Annotated in this window: 23 protein-coding genes; 9 read left to right on the top strand and 14 right to left on the bottom strand. The window is 72.6% G+C overall.

Annotation, left to right across the window (positions count from 1 at the left end; all coding sequences use genetic code 11):
* Positions 1-249: 249 nt before the first annotated feature.
* Positions 250-672, bottom strand: a complete 423-nt coding sequence (locus tag ACGFYU_RS19305; protein ID WP_393828499.1) for an ankyrin repeat domain-containing protein — start codon at positions 670-672, stop codon at positions 250-252.
* 309 nt (positions 673-981) lie between these two features.
* Between ACGFYU_RS19305 and ACGFYU_RS19310 the strand changes: the two genes are divergently transcribed.
* Positions 982-1176 (top strand): hypothetical protein, encoded by a 195-nt coding sequence (locus ACGFYU_RS19310; protein ID WP_030031218.1) that lies wholly within the window; start codon positions 982-984, stop codon positions 1174-1176.
* 73 nt (positions 1177-1249) lie between these two features.
* Positions 1250-2971 (top strand): hypothetical protein, encoded by a 1722-nt coding sequence (locus tag ACGFYU_RS19315; RefSeq protein ID WP_393828500.1) that lies wholly within the window; start codon positions 1250-1252, stop codon positions 2969-2971.
* Positions 2972-3008: 37 nt separating this feature from the next.
* Here the strand turns inward: ACGFYU_RS19315 and ACGFYU_RS19320 are convergent, their stop codons facing one another.
* Complete coding sequence (locus tag ACGFYU_RS19320) at positions 3009-4511, bottom strand: PLP-dependent aminotransferase family protein (protein WP_393828501.1); 1503 nt, start codon at positions 4509-4511, stop codon at positions 3009-3011.
* Positions 4512-4670: 159 nt separating this feature from the next.
* Between ACGFYU_RS19320 and ACGFYU_RS19325 the strand changes: the two genes are divergently transcribed.
* The 3 genes from ACGFYU_RS19325 to ACGFYU_RS19335 all read left to right on the top strand — a co-directional run bounded on the left by ACGFYU_RS19325 (position 4671) and on the right by ACGFYU_RS19335 (position 7576).
* Positions 4671-5441 carry a glycerophosphodiester phosphodiesterase family protein gene (locus ACGFYU_RS19325; RefSeq protein WP_393828502.1) on the top strand — a complete coding sequence of 257 codons (771 nt, stop codon included), beginning with the start codon at positions 4671-4673 and terminating at the stop codon, positions 5439-5441.
* A gap of 68 nt (positions 5442-5509) precedes the next feature.
* Positions 5510-6880 (top strand): MFS transporter, encoded by a 1371-nt coding sequence (locus tag ACGFYU_RS19330; protein ID WP_393828503.1) that lies wholly within the window; start codon positions 5510-5512, stop codon positions 6878-6880.
* A gap of 321 nt (positions 6881-7201) precedes the next feature.
* Positions 7202-7576, top strand: a complete 375-nt coding sequence (locus tag ACGFYU_RS19335; protein WP_007262928.1) for an RNA polymerase-binding protein RbpA — start codon at positions 7202-7204, stop codon at positions 7574-7576.
* A gap of 107 nt (positions 7577-7683) precedes the next feature.
* On the opposite strand, the gene fxsA is transcribed toward ACGFYU_RS19335, so the two are convergent.
* From fxsA to ACGFYU_RS19355, 4 genes are all read right to left on the bottom strand, one after another.
* Complete coding sequence (gene fxsA / locus ACGFYU_RS19340; RefSeq protein ID WP_393828504.1) at positions 7684-8262, bottom strand: FxsA family membrane protein; 579 nt, start codon at positions 8260-8262, stop codon at positions 7684-7686.
* Between the two features lie 83 nt (positions 8263-8345).
* The gene (locus ACGFYU_RS19345; protein ID WP_393828505.1) at positions 8346-9149 is read right to left on the bottom strand and encodes a polyprenol monophosphomannose synthase; all 804 of its coding nucleotides are present in this window, start codon (positions 9147-9149) and stop codon (positions 8346-8348) included.
* Positions 9150-9450: 301 nt separating this feature from the next.
* The gene (locus ACGFYU_RS19350) at positions 9451-11076 is read right to left on the bottom strand and encodes an amidohydrolase (RefSeq protein ID WP_393828506.1); all 1626 of its coding nucleotides are present in this window, start codon (positions 11074-11076) and stop codon (positions 9451-9453) included.
* A 320-nt stretch (positions 11077-11396) separates the two neighbouring features.
* On the bottom strand, positions 11397-11837 hold the full coding sequence (locus tag ACGFYU_RS19355; protein ID WP_179178588.1) for an Lrp/AsnC family transcriptional regulator: 441 nt from the start codon (positions 11835-11837) through the stop codon (positions 11397-11399).
* 217 nt (positions 11838-12054) lie between these two features.
* Between ACGFYU_RS19355 and ACGFYU_RS19360 the strand changes: the two genes are divergently transcribed.
* Complete coding sequence (locus ACGFYU_RS19360; protein ID WP_393828507.1) at positions 12055-12507, top strand: hypothetical protein; 453 nt, start codon at positions 12055-12057, stop codon at positions 12505-12507.
* A gap of 27 nt (positions 12508-12534) precedes the next feature.
* Here ACGFYU_RS19360 and ACGFYU_RS19365 read toward each other — a convergent pair whose 3' ends face one another.
* The 5 genes from ACGFYU_RS19365 to ACGFYU_RS19385 all read right to left on the bottom strand — a co-directional run bounded on the left by ACGFYU_RS19365 (position 12535) and on the right by ACGFYU_RS19385 (position 18072).
* On the bottom strand, positions 12535-13626 hold the full coding sequence (locus tag ACGFYU_RS19365) for a phosphotransferase family protein (RefSeq protein ID WP_393828508.1): 1092 nt from the start codon (positions 13624-13626) through the stop codon (positions 12535-12537).
* Positions 13627-13705: 79 nt separating this feature from the next.
* A complete protein-coding gene (locus tag ACGFYU_RS19370; protein ID WP_393828509.1) occupies positions 13706-14839 on the bottom strand; it encodes a hypothetical protein in 1134 nt (377 codons plus the stop codon).
* A gap of 761 nt (positions 14840-15600) precedes the next feature.
* Positions 15601-15984: a GNAT family N-acetyltransferase gene (locus ACGFYU_RS19375; RefSeq protein WP_393828675.1), complete on the bottom strand. Its 384-nt coding sequence runs from the start codon at positions 15982-15984 to the stop codon at positions 15601-15603.
* A gap of 24 nt (positions 15985-16008) precedes the next feature.
* Entirely contained in the window at positions 16009-17217 is a 1209-nt protein-coding gene (locus ACGFYU_RS19380; RefSeq protein ID WP_393828510.1) for an acyl-CoA dehydrogenase family protein, read from the bottom strand.
* A 147-nt stretch (positions 17218-17364) separates the two neighbouring features.
* Positions 17365-18072, bottom strand: a complete 708-nt coding sequence (locus ACGFYU_RS19385; RefSeq protein WP_393828511.1) for a TetR/AcrR family transcriptional regulator — start codon at positions 18070-18072, stop codon at positions 17365-17367.
* Positions 18073-18240: 168 nt separating this feature from the next.
* Here ACGFYU_RS19385 and ACGFYU_RS19390 point away from each other — a divergent pair, with 168 nt between their 5' ends.
* Genes ACGFYU_RS19390 through ACGFYU_RS19400 form a run of 3 tightly spaced genes read left to right on the top strand, consistent with a single transcriptional unit; the run spans position 18241 to position 20644 of the window.
* Complete coding sequence (locus tag ACGFYU_RS19390; protein WP_393828676.1) at positions 18241-18789, top strand: DUF6230 family protein; 549 nt, start codon at positions 18241-18243, stop codon at positions 18787-18789.
* A complete protein-coding gene (locus tag ACGFYU_RS19395; RefSeq protein WP_393828512.1) occupies positions 18780-19754 on the top strand; it encodes a DUF6114 domain-containing protein in 975 nt (324 codons plus the stop codon). Before ACGFYU_RS19390 ends, ACGFYU_RS19395 begins: the two co-directional genes overlap by 10 nt.
* Complete coding sequence (locus ACGFYU_RS19400; RefSeq protein WP_393828513.1) at positions 19751-20644, top strand: hypothetical protein; 894 nt, start codon at positions 19751-19753, stop codon at positions 20642-20644. The genes ACGFYU_RS19395 and ACGFYU_RS19400 overlap by 4 nt, the downstream gene beginning before the upstream one ends.
* On the opposite strand, the gene ACGFYU_RS19405 is transcribed toward ACGFYU_RS19400, so the two are convergent.
* From ACGFYU_RS19405 to ACGFYU_RS19415, 3 genes are all read right to left on the bottom strand, one after another.
* The gene (locus ACGFYU_RS19405) at positions 20622-20774 is read right to left on the bottom strand and encodes an SCO1431 family membrane protein (RefSeq protein WP_393828514.1); all 153 of its coding nucleotides are present in this window, start codon (positions 20772-20774) and stop codon (positions 20622-20624) included. The two genes, ACGFYU_RS19400 and ACGFYU_RS19405, sit on opposite strands and share 23 nt — an antisense overlap.
* 135 nt (positions 20775-20909) lie before the next feature.
* Positions 20910-21344 carry an SPW repeat protein gene (locus tag ACGFYU_RS19410; protein WP_393828515.1) on the bottom strand — a complete coding sequence of 145 codons (435 nt, stop codon included), beginning with the start codon at positions 21342-21344 and terminating at the stop codon, positions 20910-20912.
* An 84-nt stretch (positions 21345-21428) separates the two neighbouring features.
* Positions 21429-22790, bottom strand: a complete 1362-nt coding sequence (locus ACGFYU_RS19415; RefSeq protein ID WP_393828516.1) for a peptidase C39 family protein — start codon at positions 22788-22790, stop codon at positions 21429-21431.
* Positions 22791-22842 lie beyond the last annotated feature (52 nt).

Genomic DNA, 22842 nt, shown 5'->3' on the forward strand with positions numbered 1-22842 from the left:
GTCATGTTCCGCTCGATGTAGACCATTGCCTTCTCACTCTCGTCGGTGCTCCGTGAGCCGGGCGGCCGGGCCGGGCCCGGACACCCGTCGTGTCCTGCCCGCTCCTGCCCGTCCGCCGTGCTCGCGAATCGAATCCGACGCCATGATGACCCAGCCGGTTTGTGCACCGCGACCACATTTACGGCCGCCGTGACCAACCTGTGAGGTCGGGAACCGGCCGCGCCCGGCCAGATCACAGGCAAAAGCGGACTACTTGGTTCCGAAAAGTTCCAGCAGGTCGGCCTTGGCGAACATGCGCGCCGTGTCCACGGCGGAGGGGGTTCCGGCGTTCGGATCGGCCCCTCCGTCGAGCAGGGCGCGGATGACGGCCTCCTCGCCCTTGAAGACGGCGCCGGCCAGCGGGGTCTGGCCGCGGTCGTTGGCGCGGTCGGCCTCGGCGCCGCGGGCCAGCAGGGCCGTGACGGTGGCGGCGTGGCCGTGGTAGGCGGCCAGCATGACCAGGGTGTCGCCGCGGTCGTTGGTGAGGTTCGCCGGGACCCCGGCGTCGAGGTACGCGGCGAGCGTCTCGGTCTCGCCCTGCCGGGCCAAGTCGAAGATCTTGGTGGCCAGTTCGATGACGTCCTCGTCGGGAACGTCCTGGGAGGCCGAGCCGCCCTCGGGGTTCTCGCTCATCGTTCGTACCGCCTTTCACTCGCTCGCGTGGGGTTCCGCCCCGGCGCGGCCCAGGCCGGGGCAGGGGGGCGCACGGCACTGCGTCCGTACGGGTGAAGCGTCAGAGTAGCGCCCGGACCTGCACATGTCCGGGCCGGGCCACGGCAATGATCACCCTTGAGGCCCTTTGCTCCCGACGCGCCAGTCAGGGTGACCCAGTCAAGTGAAAAACTGCCAGATTCACCCGTATGCACCTTTTGTCGCATTGATACTTCCTGTGAGCCTGGAAGAACTGATGGTGACTGTCCCCACCCACCAGGAGAACCTCTCATGGTCCTGTCCATCTCAGGCGTCGTCCTGCTCGGCATCATCTGCTTCCTGTTCTTCAAGAAGGACGGGATGAAGCTGACGCACGCGTTCGTCTGCTCCCTGTTCGGCTTCTTCCTCGCAGGCTCCGCCATCGCCCCGAGCATCACGGCGAGCACGGCGAGCCTCGCGAGCCTGCTCGGCGGGATCAAGCTCTAGCCCCGGCCGACGCGGCAGCCACACCCAGCCCCACCCGAAGTACCCGAAACACCCACAACTCCAGGAGACGCCCGTGGCCCGGCGCCCACTCCCCCGCATCCTCAACAGCGGCACCTCGTCGCTGGCCCGGGGCCGCGACTTCGCTCGCACGGCCGCCGACAGCGCCACGGACGTCCTCCATCCGCTCCTCACCATCGGACGCGGCCTGCGCATCCTGGCCTCGGCCGGGCGGCGCAAATGGTCCGGAACCCCCAAGGACAAGCGTGGTCCCGCGCTGTTCCTGGGAGCCGCCTGCGTCCTCGTGGTCGCGCTCGTCCCCTACGGTCCGCTCCTCGCCCTGATCACGCTCATGGCGGCGGCGGCCTGGCAGGGACGCGACCGCAATCCGGTGAAGACCGGGCCCAGCGATGCCGAGTCCGAACGGCTCGGCTCCCTCTACGAAGCCCTCGTGCCGTACTTCTCCATCCCGGAGGACCCGAACCCCCTCTTCGCCCACGGCGGGGACTGGGACAAGGCCTTCAGCGGCTACGAGTTCGACGAGGCGGGCCGCGTCACCCGGCTCCACATCCGCTACCCGGCCTACTTCACCGATGGCGAGGCCGCCTCACGGGCCCGGATCGAGGCACTGCTGCACGCCAAGTCCGGGCGCGGACGGGAGTATCTCTTCGACTGGGACGAGGAGGGCAACCAGCTCGACCTGAGCGTGCTGGCGGCGCTGCCGACGGGTATCGCCGCCCAGCCTTTCGTGACCTCACCCGGGGAGACCGTCCTCGGCTTCACCGACGCCGGCGGCGTGCAGCGCACCCTGCCCGTCCTGGAGGGCGATGAGCCCCGGGACCTGCCGCCGGTGATCTGGCGCACCGGGCCCCGCTCCACCGAGCCCCACCTGCTGGCCGTCGGCCAGCCCGGCAGCGGCACGTCCACCCTGCTGCGGTCCATCGCGCTCCAGGCGCTGCGGCACGGGGGCGACGTACTGATCGTCGAGGGCGGCGGCAGCGGCGAGTACTCCTGCCTGTCCGGCCGCAGCGGCGTCCTCGCCGTGGAATGCGGGCCGAGCGGGGCGTTGGCCACCCTGGAGTGGGCCGCGCAGGAGACCGAGCGGCGCCTCATCGCCAGCCATCGGGCGCGCGAGGCGGGCCGGCCGGCGCCCGAGGACACGCGGCGCCCGCTGTGGATCCTGCTGGACCAGCCGAGCGTGCTCGCGCACCTCGCGGTCGCCGAGGGCGGGCCGGATCCGCTCGCCCAGCTCCAGGTGCCGTTGCGGCACGGGCGGGCCGCGCACATCACGGTGGTCGTCGCCGAACACTTCGAACACCTGGAACTGCTGAACGACGCCGTCTGGCAGCACACCCGGGCGCGGGTCGTCCTCGGGCCCGCCGCGATCCAGCAGATCGCGGATGTGCTGGGGCTGCCGCCGCACACCACGCCTACGGCGCACGTGCCGCCGGGGCGGGGGTACGCGCGGCTGGGGGCGGGTCCGGTGCATCGGCTGCAGGTGCCGGCCACGCCGGATCCGTACGACGACGGGACGCATCCGGGGTTCAAGCAGGCGGTACTGGAGCTGCTGCCGGAGCGGCTCGCCAAGCCGGTGCCGCCTGCCCAGGGCTCCGCCGTCGACGCGTCCGGGGTTCCGGAGGTGGCGGCCGAGACGCGGTGCCGGGGGGGGGGGTTGGGGGGGGCGGGGGCGGGGGCGGGGGCCGGGGTGGGGTGTCGTCCGGGGCGGGCTTCGATGTTCGGCGCCTGTTCCGGGTCGGCTCTGTTGAAGCTGCCCTGCGCCGAATTCATCTCGTTTTAGTCCCGGACGACACCCCACCCCGGCCCCGGCCCCTGGGTTACGCCACGAAGGTGCGTGGGGGTTCTGTCGTGGGGCCGGCCGCGCCCGTGGCGATCAGGGAGGCCGCCGAGGCCAGGCGGGCGGCGGCCTCTTCGGCCACCGGGCCGCCCACCGTGAAGGGGAGGCGGACGTAGCCCTCGAAGGCGCCGTCCACGCCGAAGCGGGGGCCCGAGGGGACACGGACTCCGACCCGTTCCCCTACTTCCGCGAGGCGGGAGCCGGAGAGGCCGCCCGCGCGGGCCCACAGGGTGAGGCCGCCCTGCGGGACCTGGAAGTCCCAGTCCGGCAGCTGTCGGCGTACGGCCTTTACCAGTGCATCGCGGTTGTCGCGGGCCTGGTCGCGGCGGATTCCGACGGCCTCCTGCCAGCCGCCGGTCCGCATCAGCCAGTTCACCGCGAGCTGTTCCAGCACGGGGGTGCCCAGGTCGGCGTAGGCGCGGGCGGCGACCAGGCTGCGGATGACGTCGGGGGCCGCGCGGACCCAGCCGATCCGCATGCCCGCCCAGAAGGCCTTGCTGGCGGAGCCGACGGTGATCACCGTGCTTCCGGCCGGGTCGAAGGAGCAGACCGGGCGGGGCATCGCGAGGTCCGGGTCCAGCTTGAGTTCCAGCATGGTCTCGTCGGCGACGAGGACGGTGCCCGCGGAGCGGGCGGCCTCGACCATCGCGCGGCGCTGCTCCTCGGAGGCCAGGGCTCCGGTGGGGTTGTGGAAGTCGGCCACGACGTAGGCGAGGCGCGGGGCGGAGTCCCGCAGGACCTGGCGCCAGACGTCCATGTCCCAGCCCGCCAGCCCGTCGGCCATGGCCACGGGTACGAGGCGCACGCCAGCGGCACGCATGAGCTGGAGGATGTTGGCGTAGGACGGGGATTCGACGGCGATCCGCTCCCCGCGCCCCGCGAAGAGGCTGCAGATGGCGTCCATGGCGCCCATCGCGCCGGTGGTGACCATGATCTGCTCGGGCATCGTGGGGATGCCCTGCTCGGTGTAGCGGTCGGCGAGCATCCGGCGCAGCGCGGGCAGCCCGGCCGGGTAGTCCCCGTGGGTGTGGGCGTACGGGGGCAGTTCCTCCAGGGCGCCCTGGACCGCCTTGGTGAGCCACGGCTCGGGGGCGGGCAGGGCGGCGCAGCCGAGGTCGATCATGGAGCCCAGCGATTCCGGGGGCAGCGGTTCCAGGCCGCGGGCGGGGAGCGGGTTCCCGGCGGGTACGGCGGTCCAGCTGCCCGCGCCCCGGCGGGACTCCAGGAACCCCTCGCCGCGCAGCGCCTCGTAGGCGGCGGCGACGGTGGTGCGGCTGAGGGAGAGGGCGCCGGCCAGCTCCCGCTCGGCGGGGAGCCGGGCGGCGACGGGGACGCGGCCTTCGAGGACGAGGAGGCGGATCCCGTCGGCGAGGGTGCGGTACGCGGGCAGCTTGCGGGAGCCGGGGCCGGCGGCGCGGTCCTGCTGGGAGGTGATGAGGCGGGCCAGCTGTGCGGCACCGACCGCTGAGGTCCATTCGGCCATGCGTCCGGTCCACCTTCATCGAATTGGCCTCGATGAGACCTTGATTGGATTGGTCTTCGGGGACATAGGGTGCCATGGACCAGTCCACTCACACCAGGCCCTGTCCGCCGTTCACCTGGTGGACCACCGCCTTTCGGCGGCGCGGGGGATACTGCCGCCGTGACGCACGTACGCCTTCGCCATCCATATCTGGACCACCCGGCTCCGATCCCCTTCGCCCACCGGGGAGGTGCCGCGGACGGGCTGGAGAACACCGCCGCCGCATTCCGCCGGGCCGCCGAGGCCGGCTACCGGTACTTCGAGACCGATGTGCACGCCACGGCCGACGGGAAGCTCATCGCCTTCCACGACTCCACCCTGGACCGGGTCACCGACGCGCAGGGCCGGATCGCCGAGCTGCCCTGGAAGCGGGTCCGCGAGGCCCGGGTGGGCGGCACCGAGCCGCTCGCGCTCTTCGAGGAGCTGCTGGAGGAGTTCCCGGACGCCCGCTGGAACATCGACCTGAAGGCCGAGTCGGCGCTCCATCCGCTGGTCAACCTGATCGCCCGGGCCGGGGTCTGGGACCGGGTCTGCGTGGGCTCCTTCTCCGAGAGCCGGGTGGCCCGGGCCCAGAAGATCGCCGGTCCCCGGCTGGCGACCTCGTACGGGGTGCGCGGGGTGCTCGGCCTGCGGCTGCGCTCGTACGCGATCCCCGCCGCGCTGCGCGTGGGGGCGGTCGCGGCCCAGGTCCCGGAGACCCAGGCGGGCATCCGCGTGGTGGACCGGCGCTTCGTGCGGACCGCCCACGAGCGGGGCCTCCAGGTGCACGTGTGGACCGTGAACGAACCGGAACGCATGGAGGCTCTCCTCGACCTCGGTGTCGATGGCATCATGACCGACCGGATCGACATCTTGCGCACGGTGCTGGACCGTCGCGGAGCCTGGGCCTGACATGCCCGCACGGGCCTCCGCGCGGATGCGGCGGCCCGTGCGGTACGGGGACAAGCGAGGGGGCACCGATGAGTGCGCAGACGACGGACGAAGCGGAACCGGGGGCGGAGGACGGCAGAGCCGCCGCCGCACGCAAGCGCGAGCAGCGGGGCTGGTACTTCTACGACTTCGCCGTCTCGGTGTACTCGGCGAGCGTGCTGACCGTGTTCCTCGGCCCCTACCTGACCTCCGTGGCCAAGGCCGCCGCGGACTCCGAGGGCTTCGTGCACCCGCTGGGCATCCCCGTGCGTGCCGGGTCCTTCTTCGCGTACTCGGTCTCGGCCTCGGTGATCCTCGCCGTACTGCTCATGCCGCTCGTGGGGGCCGTCGCCGACCGGACGGGGCGCAAGAAGCCGATGCTCGCGGCGGCCGCGTACACGGGCGCGGCGGCGACGACCGGGATGTTCTTCCTGGGCGGTGAGCGCTACCTGCTGGGCGGGCTGCTGCTGGTCGTGGCGAATGCCGCGCTGTCCGTCTCGATGGTGCTCTACAACGCCTATCTGCCGCAGATCTCCACGCCGGACGAGCGGGACACGGTGTCCTCGCGGGGCTGGGCCTTCGGCTACACCGCGGGATCCCTGATGCTCGTGGTGAACCTGGTGCTCTACATGGGCCACGACTCCTTCGGCCTCTCCGAGGGCGCGGCCGTACGGATCTGCCTGGCCTCGGCGGGCCTGTGGTGGGGGGCGTTCGCGCTGATCCCGCTGCGCCGGCTGCGGGACCGGGCGGTGGTCCGGGAGCCGGGGACGGGTCCGGCCGTCAGTGGCTGGAAGCAGCTCGTCGCCACGCTGAAGGACATGCGGCGCTACCCGCTGACCCTCTCGTTCCTGCTGGCGTACCTGATCTACAACGACGGCGTGCAGACGGTGATCTCCCAGGCCTCCGTCTACGGGTCGGAGGAGCTGGAGCTGGAGCAGTCCACCCTGATCGGGGCCGTGCTGCTGGTGCAGGTCCTGGCGGTGGCGGGAGCCCTGGGGATGGGCCGGCTCGCCCGGACCTACGGCGCCAAGCGGACGATCCTGGGCTCGCTGGCCGCCTGGGGGCTGACGCTGGCGGCCGGATACTTCCTGCCCGCCCGCACTCCGGTGTGGTTCTTCGCACTCGCCGCGATGATCGGGCTGGTGCTGGGCGGCAGCCAGGCGCTGTCCCGCTCGCTGTTCTCGCACCTGGTGCCGGCGGGCAAGGAGGCCGAGTACTTCTCGGCGTACGAGATGAGCGACCGCGGGCTGAGCTGGGTGGGCCCGCTGGTCTTCGGCCTGACGTACCAGCTCACGGGCAGCTACCGGGACGCGATCATCTCGCTGGTGGTCTTCTTCGCACTGGGTTTCGTGCTGCTGGCGCGAGTGCCGGTGCGGCGCGCGGTGGAGGCGGCGGGCAATCCTGTACCCGAGCGGATCTGAGAGCGGAGAGCGGATCCGCGAGCGCGCCCCTGCCCGGATCCGCGAACGAATTCCGAACGAATTTAGACGTTGAAGCAAAGGGCCGGTAGTGTACGCCTTTGGCCTGCCAGGCGGACCGTTACTGCGCGCATAAGAAGTGTAGACGTTGGGTGACATCTGCTGCCAGATGTGACAAAACGGGCATTGGTGGGTACAACAAGGGGCGGCACGACGGGCGACGCATGACCCGGAGCGGGAATCTATACCGCCGACCGGACGTTGACCGGATGACGACGACAGCGACACCTGTCCTGTGGGCGACAAGCCCGGGAGGCACGATTCATGAGTGAGCGAGCTCTCCGCGGTACGCGCCTCGTGGTTACCAGCTACGAGACGGACCGCGGCATCGATCTGGCCCCGCGCCAGGCGGTGGAGTACGCATGCCAGAACGGACATCGATTTGAGATGCCGTTCTCGGTTGAGGCAGAAATTCCGCCGGAGTGGGAGTGCAAGGCGTGCGGCGCCATGGCACTCCTGGTGGACGGGGACGGGCCCGAAGAGAAGAAGGGCAAGCCCGCGCGAACGCACTGGGACATGCTCATGGAGCGACGCACTCGCGAGGAGCTGGAGGAAGTGCTGGCCGAGAGGCTGGCGGTCCTCCGTTCCGGCGCCATGAACATTGCCGTGCATCCGCGGGACAGCCGCAAGTCCGCCTGACAGCCGGACGCAGATACGCCGAGGGGCCCCGCCACACTGTGTGGCGGGGCCCCTCGGCGTGCGTCGTGCGTCGCGCGTCCTCGGCGGAATGTGTGCTTCGCGCTGTCCTACGGTGCCAGCGGCGGGCGGTAGGCCGTGTCCGGGCCCTGCGGCTCCTGCGGCCGGTCCTCGCGGATGACCTCGCCCTGGACGATCTTGCCGTCGGGGTAGTGGATACGGGCCTGCTGGAAGGCGTCGCCGAAGCTGCCGGCGGGAGCCGAGGCCATCCTGCGCTCCAGCGAGCGGGCCGTCCGGCGCCCGATCCAGGCACGGACCGGCGGGATCAGGCAGAGCAGGCCGGCCACGTCGGAGATCAGCCCCGGCATCATCAGGAGCAGGCCCGCCAGCATGGTGAGGCCGTTGCCCTGGCCGGGCTGCTGCGGGGTGGGCGGAACGCCCTGCTGGGCCTGCTGGAAGGTGTCCGTCAGGTTCTTGAAGGCACGGCGCCCGGCCCGCTTGATGACCACCGCGCCCAGGACCAGCCCGCCCGCGAGCAGGGCGGCCACGGTCAGCCCGCCGGCCACGTCGGCCACCAGGCTGAGCAGCCAGATCTCCAGGATCAGCCAGGCGGCTACCGCAAGGGGAAGGAACGTGCGGGCGGGCGAGCGCCGCCGGGGGGCCGTCGAGGTCGGAACGCCGGTCGTCATATCCCCAGTGTGCCTGGAGCGGCGTAAGAGCGGCCTCAGCCGGAGGTACCGGGCAACCCCTAGGGGGCCGCCGGGCCGTGCGATCAGGCCTTGTGGTCGCCCTTGCCGGGCAGCAGCTTGGCGGCCTGGGCCTTGAGGCCCCACTGGGTGACCCGCCACAGGGCCTCCACCACGATGTCCTTGCTCATCTTGCTGTCGCCGAACTCCCGCTCGACGAAGGTGATGGGCACCTCCACCACGCGGAAACCCTTCTGCACCGCCCTGCGGGCCAGGTCGACCTGGAAGCAGTAGCCCGCGGAGGCCACCTCGTCCAGGCCCAGGCCCTCCAGGGTCTCGCGGCGGAAGGCCCGGTAGCCGCCGGTCACGTCGCGGATCGGGACGTCCAGCATCAGCCGGGAGTAGGTCGACCCGCCGCGCGAGAGGATCTCGCGGCTCTTGGGCCAGTTGACCACCCGGCCGCCCGGCACCCAGCGGGAGCCCAGCACCAGGTCGGCGCCGGCCAGCGCGGTGAGCAGCCGGGGCAGCTCCTCCGGCTGGTGGGAGCCGTCGGCGTCCATCTCGACGATCACCCCGTAGCCGGCGTCCAGGGCCCACACGAAGCCCGCCAGGTAGGCGGCGCCGAGCCCCTCCTTGCCCTTGCGGTGCAGGACGTGGACGTGGTCGTCGCCGGCCGCCAGCTCGTCGGCGAGCTTGCCGGTGCCGTCGGGGCTGTTGTCGTCGGCGACCAGGACGTGGGCCTCGGGCACCGCCGCGCGCACCCGGCCGACGATCAGCCCGATGTTCTCCGCCTCGTTGTAGGTCGGAATGATCACCAGGGCCGTTCCGAGCGGTCCGTAGGTCCGCTGTCCGCCGTCGCTCACTGAGTCCCCTTTTGTGCTTTTGCACATCCTGTACGTCTGGTCGCAGGGAACGACTCTAGAACAGTGGCCGGGGCCCGCGGTCCTTCGGGCCGATCGGACTCCCGCTGGCTGCGGGCCGTCACGACCGTTGTCTACTGGACCGCCGGGCCCCGACCCGGGGCCACCTCCCCCAACCACGGCTGGGGGTGCCCCCACCGGCGAAACCTTCCCTCGCCCCCGAGGCGCGGGCGCGCTGAGCAGACGGATCCGTCCGGCACGGACGTCCTGTGGTGGACCCGGCCGAACCTATCCGGGTCCGGCCGCCCGCACCGAACCGAGGCCCGCCGGATCACCCCTGTGGGCGTACGAATACCTCCCGCCCGCCGACGACCGTCGCGAGGCACACCGGCAGCTCGCCGCCGGGGGTCAGGTCGGGCAGCCCGGGGGTGCCGGAGCGGGGGTCCGTGGACCAGCGGGCGACCCTGTCGTCGGGGGCCTGGACGACCAGTTCGGCCGTCTGCCAGACCGCGTAGTCGGCCGGTGCGCCCGGGACCAGGACGCCCGCGTCGTCGCGGCCCAGCGCCCGCCAGCCGCCCCGGGTGTGGGCCGTGAAGGCGGCCCGTACGGAGATGCGGTGCTCGGGAGTCCGGTGGAAGGCGGCGGCGCGGACGGTGCCCCACGGGTCGAGCGGGGTGACGGGCGCGTCCGAGCCGAAGGCCAGCGGGACACCGGCCTTGAGCATGGCCGCGTACGGGTTGAGGGTGCGGGCGCGCTCGGCGCCGAGCCGGTCGGCGTACATGCCGTCCTCGCCGCCCCAGGCCGCGTCGAAGGCGGGCTGCACGGAGGCGGTGAGGCCCAGCTCCGCGAAGGCGGCGATGGTGGCCGGGGTCATCATCTCGGCGTGCTCGACCCGGTGCCGGGCCGCACGGACCCGCGCCAGGCCGACCTTCTCGGCGGCCGCCCGGACCCCCTCCACGACGGCGGTGAGTGCCGCGTCCCCGATGGCGTGGAAGCCGGCCTGGAGGCCCGCCTCGGTACAGGCGGCCACGTGCTCGGCGACGGCTCGGGCGTCGAGGTAGCCGGTGCCGGTGTGCGCGGCGTCCGCGTACGGGGCGTGCAGGCAGGCGGTGTGCGAACCGAGGGCGCCGTCGACGAAGAGGTCACCGGCGGCCCCCACGGCCCCCAGGGCCCGGGCCTGGTCGAGGTCCCGGTCGGCCCAGTAGCCGAAGACGCGCGGGCCGGGCCGCTCGGCGGCCAGGTCCAGCAGGGCCGTGAAGTCCTCGGCGGAGGAGATGTCGGGCCCGCCGCACTCGTGTACGGAACCGATGCCGAGGGAGGCGGCCCGGTCGAGGGCGGCCCGCTGGGCCTCGGCGCGCTGGGCGGGGGTGACGGCGCCGAGGGCGGCCCGCCGTACGGCGTGGTGGTCGTCGCGGGTCAGCGGCTCGTCGCCGGTCGGCCGCACCCCGGGGACGAGGTCGAGGAGGGCGGTGGTGACCACGGCCGAGTGCACGTCGATGCGGCTCAGGTAGAGCGGACGCCCGCCGGCGGCCTCGTCCAGCTCGGCGCGGCGCGGGGCGCGGCGCTCGGGCCAGCGGGCGGCGTCCCAGCCGTGCCCGAGGAGCACCCGGTCGGCCGGCCGGCTCGCGGCGTAGGCCCGTACGAGGTCCAGCGCGGCGGAGAGGGACCGGGCTCCGGTCAGGTCCAGCCCGGTGAGGGCGAGGCCGGCGGAGGTGGTGTGGACGTGGGCGTCGGTGAAGGCGGGCGTGACGAGCGCCCCTTCGAGGTCGACGACCTCGTCCACGCCCTGCGCGAAGGCGTCGGCCGCGCCCTCGGAGCCGACCCAGGCGATGTGGCCGCGCTCGACCACCATCGCGGTGGCGAAGGGGTCGGCGGGGCTGTGGACCTCGCCGCCGCGGAGGAGCACGGTGCGGGTGCCTCCGGCGGCGTCGGCGGAGTTGGCGGTGCGGTCAGTCATGGGGAACAGTCTCGCCCCTCGGACGGGCGGGCCCGGACGCGGGTGCGGGTGCGAGCACGGGTGCGGCTCAAAGAGCGGGGCTCCGCCCCGGACCCCGCGCCTCGCACGCCGGCGAGGCCGGATGTGCCCGGCCGGGCCGGGTGGGCCCCGAGGGGTGGGCTAGTGCTCTGGCCGGAAAGGTTTGCCGGCTCGCGGCGTCCGGTGCGGTGCATCGCAAGGCGGAGGGCCGCAGCTCGTACTCGGCGTACTCGCGCGGTCCGACAACGCGGCGAGGTGCCGTGCCGGACGCCGTGAGGCGGTGAACCTTTCCGGTCAGAGCACTAGATTCGCGGCGGGCGGGCCTCGTACGGGGTGGACAGGACGACCGTCGTGCGCGTCGAGACGTGGGCGAGGGCGCGGAGCCGGCCGAGGAGGTCCTCCAGTTCCAGCGGGGTGGCCACGCGGACCTTGAGGATGTAGTTCTCGTCGCCGGCGACGCTGTGGCAGGCCTCGATCTCGGGGACGCCGGCCAGCCGGTCGGCGATGTCGTCCGGGGCGCTCGGGTCGAACGGCTTGACCGAGATGAAGGCCGTAAGCGGAAGGCCGACGGCCTCGGGGTCGACCACGGCCGCATAGCCGCGGATCACACCGCGCTGTTCCAGCCGGCGTACTCGCTGATGGACTGCCGACGTGGACAGTCCCGTGGCCTTGCCCAGATCCGTGTAGCTCATCCGCCCGTCCCGCACGAGCAGATCCACGATCTGGCGGTCCAGCTCCTCCATTGCGCTCATAGCCGCACAACCTAAGGCCCAAGGGCGCTCCAGGCCCAGTGCTGTCCACCCACTGGCGGCACCTGCAGGGGGCATGTGACCAAGGCCACAAGGGTATGCAGGCGTACGGAGGGCTGTTGTGGTTACTCGTGCCGCTCGACGGGAAGTGCTTGGTGTGGCCGAGGCCGAAGAACCTGCCCGCCCGGCCCACCCAAGGGGGAGTACATCCATGCTGAACACCAAGCGCGCCGGTCGCACTGAACCGGAGCCCCTGGAACTTCTCGATTCCGAGGAGGGTGGCGACCTCGAATACCTCGACGACGGCGAGGGCTTCGAGATCCACCACGCGGTCTGCCCGGACTGCGGCCAGTCGATCGCACTCGTCGCCGACGAGGAGTTCCTGCCGCAGCACGCGCTCTGCCTGACCCCGTGGAACCCCTTCGGGCTCACGGTCTGCGCGGGCACCGGACGGCCCGCCACCGACGCGCTGCCGACCGTCGGGGTGATCCAGCCGGTCGGGGCGCAGGAGCTGGAGCCCGTGGTCCACCTGGGCCTGCCCCAGGGGCTGGACTGGCGGACGCAGCCCTTCTCGCACGTCGGCGGTCCGGGCTCGCGTCCGGTGCGGATGGTGAGCCCCGTGCTGCCGCAGGCGCGGCAGCAGCAGCACGTCCAGGCGGCCTGACGGGGCCCTCCGGGCTCCTTGACGCGGTTACCAGTACGTTCCCTGCACCATGGCGGCCAGGCTGGCATGGTGCAGGATCAGGCTGTCCGGGTCCGCCGGGATCTCCACCTCGCCGAAGTGCGCCTGCCGGTAGGCGATGCGCAGCATCACGATCCCGTGCCGCAGCGCCGCGTAGAGGGTGTGGAACTCCATGTCCCGCGGGGTGTGGCCGGTGAGTTCGGCGTAGCGGCGCTCCAGGTCCTCACGGCGCAGGAAGTCCGGCAGGCCCGGCTGGCCGAAGCCCACGGTGAGGTCCTGGAAGAACCGGTGGAGGTAGACCGTCCAGCCGAGGTCCACCTCGCGCGGGGCGAACGCCGCCATCTCCCAGTCCAGGACGGCCACCGGCGTGAAGCCGTCGTAGATGACGTTGCCGATGCGGGCGTCGCCCCAGTTGAGGACGGACTGCCCCTCCTCCGCGGGCCACAGCTCCTCCAGGCGCGCGAAGGCCCGCTCGATGAGCGGCGACGGGGCGAGCCCGGCAACCACCCACTCGTAGTAGGCGCGTTGGGCGTTCACGTGCCTCCGCAGGGGGCTTCCCTCTCCCTCCGGGAGCAGGAACTCGGCCTCCTTGGCGGGAAACTGGTCGTGCAGGCGGGCCAGCAGGGAGATGCTCGCCTCCTGGAGTCCGGCGCGCTCGGTGTCGGTTGCGGCGTGCAGCCAGTTGCCCTCGTAGGTGTAGGGCATGACGTCGGGCGGCACCCGGCCGTCGGCGCGGGCCATCACGAAGAACGGCGCCCCGAGCGGCTCTGGGTCCTCCTCCAGCCACTGCACGCGGGGGACGGGCACGTCAGTGTGCCGGGCGACCAGGCTCATCACGCGGTGCTGGCGCGGCATGTCGTACGTCGGGAAGACGGTGTAGGCGGCCGGGTCGGCGGCGAGGCGCAGCGCGCAGGCGCGGATCGGGGCGTCGGGGTGCTCTATGTCGAAGAGCAGGGTCTCGCTGGACATGCCGTTGGACCCGGGGACGGACACGTTGGTGACCTTGGCGCCGGCGAGCCTGGCGTCCAGCCAGGCGGCGAGGCGCCGGCCGAGCTCTTCGGGCTCGCGGGTGGAGGTGCGCGGACGTGGCGCTGTGGCCATGGGGACCCCTTTCCTACGGGAACTGCCTGCTGGGACCGGGCGGCTGGGCCTACGGGGCTGCGGCCTACGGGGCTGCTGCCTACGGGGCCACGGAGGAGTAGTCGGTGAAGCCGCTCGGGTCGTGCCGGCCGAAGCTGCCGTGTTCGAAGATGCCGTGGCCGGTCTGCCCGTCGAGGGTGAAGCGGGCCGAGTGGTCGGTGACCCCGAAGGCCGCCATGGGGTGGGCGGCGGGGTCGGAGAGGTCGTAGACGCGGCGGTCGGTCCAGCCGCGCCCCTGCCAGGTGCCGTGCTGCCAGTCGGCGGCGGGCGGGTATCCGGCGCCGACGGCGAGCGGGGAGGAGTTGAGGATCTCCACGCCCAGTTCGAGGGGCTTGCGGGCCGGGTCGGTGAGGTGGACGACGGCGCTCTCGGGGTGCCGGGTGCCGGGCCGGTAGCGGATCTCGGTGTGGGGCCAGCCGAGCTGGACGTCGTGGCGGCCGCTGCCTTCGGGGAAGGCCTGGACGGCCTCGCTCAGGGTGCGGTGGCCGTCGGCGTCCTCCTGGGCGATGACCATGAGGAACCGGTCCGCGAAGCGGACGGGGATCCAGAGCCAGTGGAAGCCCTCGGGGTGGTACTCCTCGGCGGCCCGGCCTCCGTCCTCTCCGGGGATCGGCCGCACGCCCCAACTGCGGTCGCGGGTGCCGGTCCACTCCCCCGGCGTGAGGGTGAACTCCTCGCCCTTGGCGCGGATGGTGCCGGTGACGTTGCCCGCCTGGACGAAGCGGCGGCCTTCCAGCATGAGCCGGTCACCGCGCCGCTGGATGTGGTGGGGCTCCCACACGGCCGGGAACTCGGCGGTCCAGGTGATGTCGTACGAGAGCCCGTCCGGGTCGTCCGGGTCGGCGGCGCAGCGCAGGGTGAGCTGCCGGAGGGGGGCGTCGACGGTGATGGAGAGGGGGCCGACGGCGAGATTCATACGGTCGTCGGTGAGGGCGTCGGAGGCACGGACGGCGAGGAGTTCGTCGCCGATGCGGAGGGTGGCGTAGGCGTCGATGACCCCGGTGTTGGGATAGACCCCGAGGCCGAGGATGAGGACGGCGCGGCCCGCGTGGTCGAAGACGTGGAAGATGCAGCGGTCGTAGGCGTTGCGGTCACCGCTGACGAGGTGCTTCATCGACAGGGGGGCCTGGTGGATGGGGTACTCGTCGAGGCCGATGGGCCGGTCGGCGGGCATGGCGAACCTCCTGGACGCGGGGCACGGAGCACGGGGGCGCGGGCGCGGGCACGCGCGAGCGCGGGCGTGCGGGCTCGCGGGCCGACGGGCTGAGCCGGACGGCCCAGGCGGATATGACGGTACGTCAGAAACCGCCCCCGGGGCCAGGGTTCTGGCACGACCTGACAGCCCGGCATGACGCGCCGGGAGACAGCGGGGACCCACCTCCCGGGCGGTGCGGGGGCGGCCGCCCAGGCGGCGCGTGCCGGGGGGGGCGGGGGCGGCCGCATCCCACCCAAGCGAGCTGACCCGCGGAGCGGAGACTTCGGGGACGGACACCTGTCGGGCGGGACCGGGACCCGAGTCGGGAGCTTCGGCGCCATCGGGGGCCGAAGCCCCCGCCCCGCCTCTCGCCCCCCTGGCCGACACCCCGCCCCCGGGTACCCCTCGAACGGATCCCCGGGGTGGGGAGGCGGTTACCCGTGGGTGCGGTGTCGCGTTGCCCCGGCATGACCACGGTTGAGAGTTCCACGCCACGGGCGGGACGCCGTCGGCGGCAGATGGCGCCCGGTTACGAAGAATCGGTTCAGCGGGGCGGTTGGCCGCGACATCCCGACCCGCCCATCTACAGCGCCATGATCGCCCGCTGGGCCGAGGACGGCCGGACCGTGCCGGGGCGGCGCGACCCGGAGTGGTCCCGGATCACCTCCTCCCCCATCTGGCCGAACGGGCCGCTCTTCGGGAGCTGAGCCCTCGGAGCCGAGCCCTGTCGGAGCCGAGCCTCAGAGCGCCGGCAGTCCCGCCGCCGTCCCGCGGAAGCCGCACTCCGCGTAGAAGGCCTCGAGGTGCGGCTCGTAGTCCACGTGCAGCCGGCTCGCTCCGCGCTCCCGTGCCGCGTCGGCCGCCGCCCGCACCAGCCGTACGCCCGGCCCGCGCCGCCGTTCGTCCGGGTGAACGGTGGTGTCGAGGACGAAGGCGTGCGCACCACCGTCCCTGGGGGCACCTCCCAGCGGTAGCTGGGGAGCCACGTTGACGTAGCCCACCAGGCGGCCGTCCCGGCGGGCTGTGACCCAGGCCAGGCTGCGCTCCAGGACGGGCGCGAAGGAGACGGGTACGTGTCCCGGCCAGGCCTCGGCGAACAGTTCGTTCAGTTCCGCGTCCGCCAGGGCCGGGCGTACCCCGAGGTGCGTCTACCGCGTCTCCGGACCCGCCAGGTGACGGGCGATGACCATCCGCTGGATCTGGTTGGTGCCTTCGACGATCTGGAGCACCTTCGCCTCCCGCATCAGCCGCTCGACCGGGAAGTCCGCCGTGTAGCCGTAGCCTCCCAGGACCTGCACGGCGTCCGTCGTCACCGCCATCGCCGCGTCGGTGCAGAACAGCTTGGCCATCGCCGCCTGCCGGGAGAAGGGCTTGCCCGCGTCCCGCAGCCGCGCCGCCGCGAGGTAGAGCGCCCGGCCCGCCTCGATCTTGGTGGCCATGTCGGCCAGCATGAAGCGCAGTCCCTGGAAGTCGGCGATCGGGTGTCCGAACTGCTTGCGGTCCAGGGCGTAGGTGAGGGCCTCGTCGAGGGCCGCCTGGGCGACCCCTATGGCGCAGGCCGCGATGCCGAGGCGCCCCGCGTCCAGTGCGGCCAGGGCGATGGTGAAGCCCTGCCCCTCCTCGCCGATGCGGCGCGCGTCCGGGACCCGTACGCCGTCGAAGTGCAGCTGGGCGGTGGGCGAGCCCTTCATGCCCATCTTCTTCTCGGGGACGGCGGCCGTCAGGCCCTCCGCGTCACCCGGCACCAGGAAGGCCGTGATGCCCTTGGCCCCCTCGACGCCGGTGCGGGCGAGGACGGTGTAGAAGTCGGCGACCCCGCCGTGGGTGATCCAGGCCTTGGTGCCGGTGATGATCCAGTCTCCCCCACTCTCGGCTCCGCTCGAGCGGGAGGTACCCCCATCGTCGCGCACCGCCTTGGTGGTGAGCGAGGCGGCGTCGGAGCCCGCGGCCGGTTCGGAGAGGCAGTAGGCGCCGAGCAGGCCGCCGCCGAGCATGGCGGGCAGGTGGGCGCCCTGCTGCTCCTTGGTGCCGTAGCCGGCGAGGCCGTGGCAGGCCAGGGAGTGCACGCTGACGCCGAGCCCGACGGTCAGGCGCGCCGCGGCCAGCTCCTCCAGGACCTGGAGGTAGACCTCGTACGGCTGCTCGCCGCCGCCGAACTCGCCGGCGTACGGGAGGCCGAGCAGGCCCGCCTCGGAGAGCAGGGTGAAGACCTCTCGCGGGAACCGCCCGGAGTCCTCCTCCTCGGCGGCCTTGGGGCGGATCTCCCGCTGCGCGATCTCTCGTACGAGCGCGAGGAGGTCCCGGGACTCCTCGGTGGGCAGCTGTCGGTCCACCGGCTGCGGGGCGCGGTCTGTCATGGCGGCGCTCTCCTCCCTCGTCGGGCACGGCGGCGACGCGTGAGGTGTGGTACGCGCCACCGGGTCTCGGTGCTCTTACAGCCGATGTTGCCCTTCCGGATCACGGAAGGGGCAGTTCAGCGGCTGCGGCGGGTCGAGTATGCACGATCAGGGGCTTCCCGTCACCGGGGCAAGATCGTCTTTCCGGTCGGCATTCCGGTCGGCCGTCTCCTCGGGGGCGGGCGGAGCGGGGCACTCCGGGACGAACTCCTCGATGACCGTGAGCGTCGCGCGCAGCTGCCGTACGAGCAGGGCGCCCAGCTCGGCGCGCTCGGGCCGGCCCGCGGGGTCCGCGGCGAGGCCGCCGATCCACTCCAGGGTGATGCCCTCGACCGAGGAGAGCCAGCCGACCAGCGCGAGCCGGGCGACGGGCGGGAGGGTGCGCCTGCCGTACGCGCCTTCGGCGATGGTGGCGACCAGTTCCTCGCGGACGGCGTCGCGGATGGCGAGCACCTCGGCGTCGGAGCCGACGCCGCCGGTGACGATGGTGCGGTAGGCGGCGTGGTGGTGCTCGGCGTACTGGAGGTAGCCGTCGATGGTGCGCCGGACCCGTTCGGCGTTGGGGAGGTCGGCCTCCCCGCCGGCGCGGGCGACGAGCTCGGAGACGGAGTCCTCGACGATGGCGAGGTAGTAGCCGCGCTTGCTCTTGAAGTAGTAGTAGATCAGCCCCTTGGCGACGCCCGCGTGCTTGGCGATGTCGTCCATGGAGAGGGCGTCGTACGAGGTGTCTGCGAACAACTTGCGTCCGGTCGCTATGAGTTCGGCCCTGCGGACCTGCGAACGCTCGGTCGTACCGCGCTGTTGACTATTATTCAAATTCAGCCCTAGCCTCGAACTGCCACAAGATGCCTGAAGTATGGCAGCACTTCCCCTGCGCACCGGACGACGTACGGGAGGATGACCATGAGCACCGACAGCACGCGCAAGGGCACGAGACGGCCCCCCGAGGGCCGGGTCAACTGGAAGAAGACGGCCGTCGTCGCGATGCCCGCGGTCGTCGCGGTCGGGGCGATGGCCATGGTCATGGCACAGGGCGCGCTCGCCGCCTCCTTCGCCGTCTCGGGGACCAGTTTCCAAGTCTCCTCCTCCAAGCTGACCAGCAAGGGACTGGCCTCCTACGTGCAGACGGACCGCTCCGTCGACGGCAAGGGGCATCCCGTCGCGCTGCTCGGCATCGGCGAGGCCACCCTCTCCGACATCTGCCAGGCCGCCGAGGTGGGCACCCCGCTCGGCACGGTGGTCTTCAAGCTGACGGCCGGCGGCCCGGCCGGGCAGGTCACGGCCAGCAATCTGGTGATCGACGGCGAGGACCTCGACGGCGACGCCACCTTCGGCACGGCGCAGATCGGCCGGGACGCCTCGACCCTGGACCAGGTCGGCGGGGTCAAGGGCGAGCCGGGGAAGTTCGGCCTGCAGGCCGGGGACATCGAGGTGGTGGGCGTGAAGTCCCACGCCTGGTCCGCGACCGGCGGCAACTTCAGGCTCAAGGGCATGAAGCTCAACGTCAGCCTGGACGGCGAGAAGTGCTTCTAGGCATCCGGCGGGGGTGGCTGGAGCGACGGCTCCCGCTCCCGGAACACCGGCGGCGGCTGCGCGCCTGGCGCCGGGCCCGGCCTTTCTGGGGCGGTCTGCTGCTGGTGCTGGGCGGGACCGAGCTGCTGCTGGTCCCGCTGTCGCCGCTGACGGTGCTGGTCAGCCTGGGTCTGGGCGGGATCGCGGCCATCGGAATCGGGGTCGCCCTGATCCTGGCGGGGATGTTCCTGTGGTTCCTGCCGCAGGCCCGGGCGTACGTCTCGCTGCACGCCCTGCTGCTGTCGGTGCTCTCCTTCATGGCGACCAACCTGGGCGGCTTCCTGGTCGGGATGCTGCTCGGCATCGCGGGAAGCGCGCTGGCCTTCGGCTGGACCCCGCTGCCCGACGAGGAGGCGGGCGAGGAGGGCCCCTGGGGGTCCCCCCGGACGAAGTCTGGGGGAGTGCCCCGCCTGGACGGCAGCGGCCCGCGCACGCTGGCAGCCGCGCTGCCGGTGGTGCTGCTGGCGGCGCTGGCGGCGGGTGCCCCGGAGGCGAAGGCCGCGCCCGCGGCGGGGCCGCCGACGGCCGCACGGACTCCCCCGACCGTCACGACCTCGCTCTTCGCGCCGCAGGGCTTCGCGTTCGCCGGCGTGACGCACCTACCGACGGCGGACGGGCCGCTCAAGGTGCTGGTGCTGAAGATGCGCGCGGCCTCGCTGCGCGACTACCGGCTGCGCACGCGCGACGGCGCCGACGAGTACGGGCTGGCCGCCACCTCCCTCGACCTGCGGGGCGATGTCACCTTGTACCTCACGAAGTTCAGCGGCTGTATCGAGGGGCTGCTGTGCGTCACCTTCAGCCCGGAGGGGCTGCCCGCTCCCCCGGTGATCCCGCCGTTCGTCTTCATGACCCAGGTCCGCGCCGAGCAGGCGCTGGTCACCTCCGATGTGATCGTCACCGACGGCCTGCGGCTGGAGGCCTCGTGATCCCCGTACAGGCGGCGCCGCTGTGGGCCTACGGGATCGGCGCCACCTTCGCGGTGGCGGCCGGGCGGCAGCTCCAGTGGTGGGAGCGCTCGGTCCGGGGCGACGGAGTCCGTACGAGGAGCCGCGCGGCCAATCCGTACCTGGCGCTGACCGTCCTGTACGCGGCCCTGCTGCTCGCCCCGACCGGGATGTACCTGCTGTGGCACAACCCCGCGTGGGCCACCATGCACGTGGCGCGGGACCACGCCGGTGTGTGGGCGGGCTTCGCGCTCTTCCACACCGGCTCGGTGGTGGTGGGGGCGCTGCTCGGCTTTCTGGCGGCGCGGCTGTTCGTGCTGGTGGGAGCCGGGTACTGGGGGTATCTGCAGGCGGTCGCCGGGTATTTCCTGCTGTTCTTCACCCTGATCCACGGGTGGGACGGCAGCGGCTACCGGCGGCTGCTGAGCGCTGATCCGCGGGCCTACGCCGGCTGGTCCGCGGACAGCGTGGTCAACCACTGCCTGGCCTTCGCGACCTCGGGGACCTTCCTGGCCCTGCTGGTCTTCGGCACGGCCGTGATCGGCACGATGCTGCTGGCCGAGATCGGCTGGCTGGTGGAGGGGTGGCGGCTGCCGGGGGCGGCGGCGGACCTCAAGGTGCCCCGGGTCCTCGCGGTGGTGATCGCGGGGGCGGGGGTGTACGGGCTGCCGGCGGCCGGGGCGGTGGGGGCGAGCGTCCTCGTACGGCTGCTGGGGTGGTGGCCGGGCGCGGCCCTGTTCGCGGGGGTGGCCGGGCTGGTGCTGCTGCCCGCGCGTTCACCCGTACGCAGGCTGTACGGGCTGGTGGGGATCCCGGAACGGCACTGGCGGGTGGAGCCGGAGGAGGACCCTAGAACCAGCCGACCTGGGTGACGAACATGGCGACGACGACCACGAGGGTCCAGCCGAGGACGTGCTCCAGCCAGGAGGAGTCGTCCTTGGGGCCCCCGGTGCGGACGAGGCTCCCGGGGCGGGTGGTCGGGGCGGCGCTGTTGGCTGTCATGCCGTCCAATGTGACAGCGTTCACGGCTTTCGCGGTAGAGACGATGGTCATTGGTGGCACGCGTCACACCGCCGGGCCCCGGCCGCACCCATGTTTCGGGGGCGGTCGGGGCCCGGCGGGCGCTGGGCGTCGTCGTCAGGCTCTGGACTCGCGGTTGCGGCCGGCCATGGCCGCCATGGCGAGGCCGAGGCACAGGGCGACCGCTCCGGTGATCACGTTGCTGACCACCGTGCGGGTCGTGTCCATCTCTCCGGCGATAGCCCACGGGGCGATGATCGTCCACGCGCCGAGGGCGACCGCCGTCCAGGCCATCGCATGGGTGCGCTCGTAGGCGGAACCGAGACCGCCCATGCACAGACAGAACGCCAGGCCGGCGATCAGGTTGTTGATGGCCAGCGGGGTCAGGGCGCTGAACCCGGCGATCCAGGGCGAAGCCGCCAGGTACAGGCCCGTGACCAGGGCCAGTGCTTCAACGGCTTGCGCGGCAGGGGTGCTGGTCACCCGCTCGAACCGAGTGCGCATCTCGGCAAGGTCCGGGTGATGCTCGATGCTGCTGGGATGAGTGGTCATGGTGGGCTGCCTCCTATGAGAAGCCTTATATGCCCTTTATGCCCATATTCCGCCCGTTAAGCCGTCCGGACCAGCGGAGCTTTCTCAGAGCACGCCGACCGCCTCCAGCGCCGCGATCTGCGCCGCGCCCGGGGCCGCGGGGGCGTAGAGGTAGCAGACGCCTCCGCTGCCCGAGACGACCTTGCCGGCGGCGTTGTGGCGCTTGGTGCGCAGCCAGATGTTCTCGAACTCGCGCCGCCGGTAGACCCGGCGGACGGAGGGGTTGTCGGGCGAGTGGGGGTCGTTGGCGATGACGTCCCCGGCGGCCGTGAAGCCGATGACGGTCATCAAGTGGCCGGCGGTGCCGTAACCCGCGCCGGTGAGCTCCTCCCGGCGGAAGGACTGCGAGGTGATGGCCGGGATGCCGGCCCGGACCAGGTGCTCCAGGTCGGTGAGGGAGGCGAGCCTGGTGACGACTCCGGCGAGCGAGGAGTAGGTGGCGGCGTAGGCGGCGTTGAAGGGCCAGTTGCCGCAGCCCTTGTAGGCGGCGTCGTAGGTGGAGCGGGCGGCGTGGCACACCTGGGGGTCGGAGTACCTCGGGTTGACCCAGGTCAGGGCGGTGGCGCTGGCCCGGCGACCCCAGAACTCGATGATCATCTGGGAGGAGGTGGGGCTGCACCAGGCCTCGCCCCCGTTGTCGTACTCGGGATAGCGGCCGGCGTGGACCTCCTGCGAGTAGCGCGGGACCTTCAGCTCGTGGCCCTGGCCGGTGGGGACGGAGGCGGGCACCGTGAACCGGTCCGGGACGTCGGAGGCCATGGCTCCGGCCAGCCAGACGGTGGGGCCGCGGCCGGCGCCGGGCTTGCGGTGGAGGGTCAGGCGCAGCTGCCAGGCGGCGAGGCGCAGGCCCGTCGCGGGGGCGTCGACGGCCAGGGTGTCGGTCCAGACGGTGGACCGGCCGTCGGTCTGGCCGTCCACGGAGGTGCGGCGGATGTCGCCGTCGCCGGAGGCCCAGCGGCCCATGACGTACCAGGGGGTGGCCGTGCGGTCGGTGTAGGTGCCGCGCAGTTCGATCTGGATCCAGGTGCCGGCGGGGGTGCGGGCGTTCCAGGAGGCGATGGCCTCGGTGGCGGGCACGGTGGAGCGGTGCACCGGGGAGGTCCAGGTGGCGTACTCCCAGGTGCTCTTCTTCCCGGTGTGCGGGTCGGCGTACTCGGTGCGGCCGGCCGCCGCCTTGATCTCCAGGCCCGGGCGGGCGCCGCCGACGGCCGTGGTGCCCCGGTGGGTGCCGGCCCGCCAGTGGTCGCGGGAGGACCAGAAGCGGTTGTCGACGGTCCGGCCGGTGCCGCGGGGGACGGGCGGGACGGCCGCGGAGGCGCTGCCGCCGGAGACGGTGGCTGCGGTCGCCGCGGTGGCGGCCGCGAGTGCGGCGACGAGTACGGCCCTGCGCGGTGTGGGTGCGGTCATCGCGTGCTCCCCCTGGGGTGGGTCGGTGCCGGTGCTTGCCGGCCTCACCCTT

This window comes from Streptomyces sp. NPDC048337 (assembly GCF_043201175.1).
Lineage (GTDB): Bacteria > Actinomycetota > Actinomycetes > Streptomycetales > Streptomycetaceae > Streptomyces.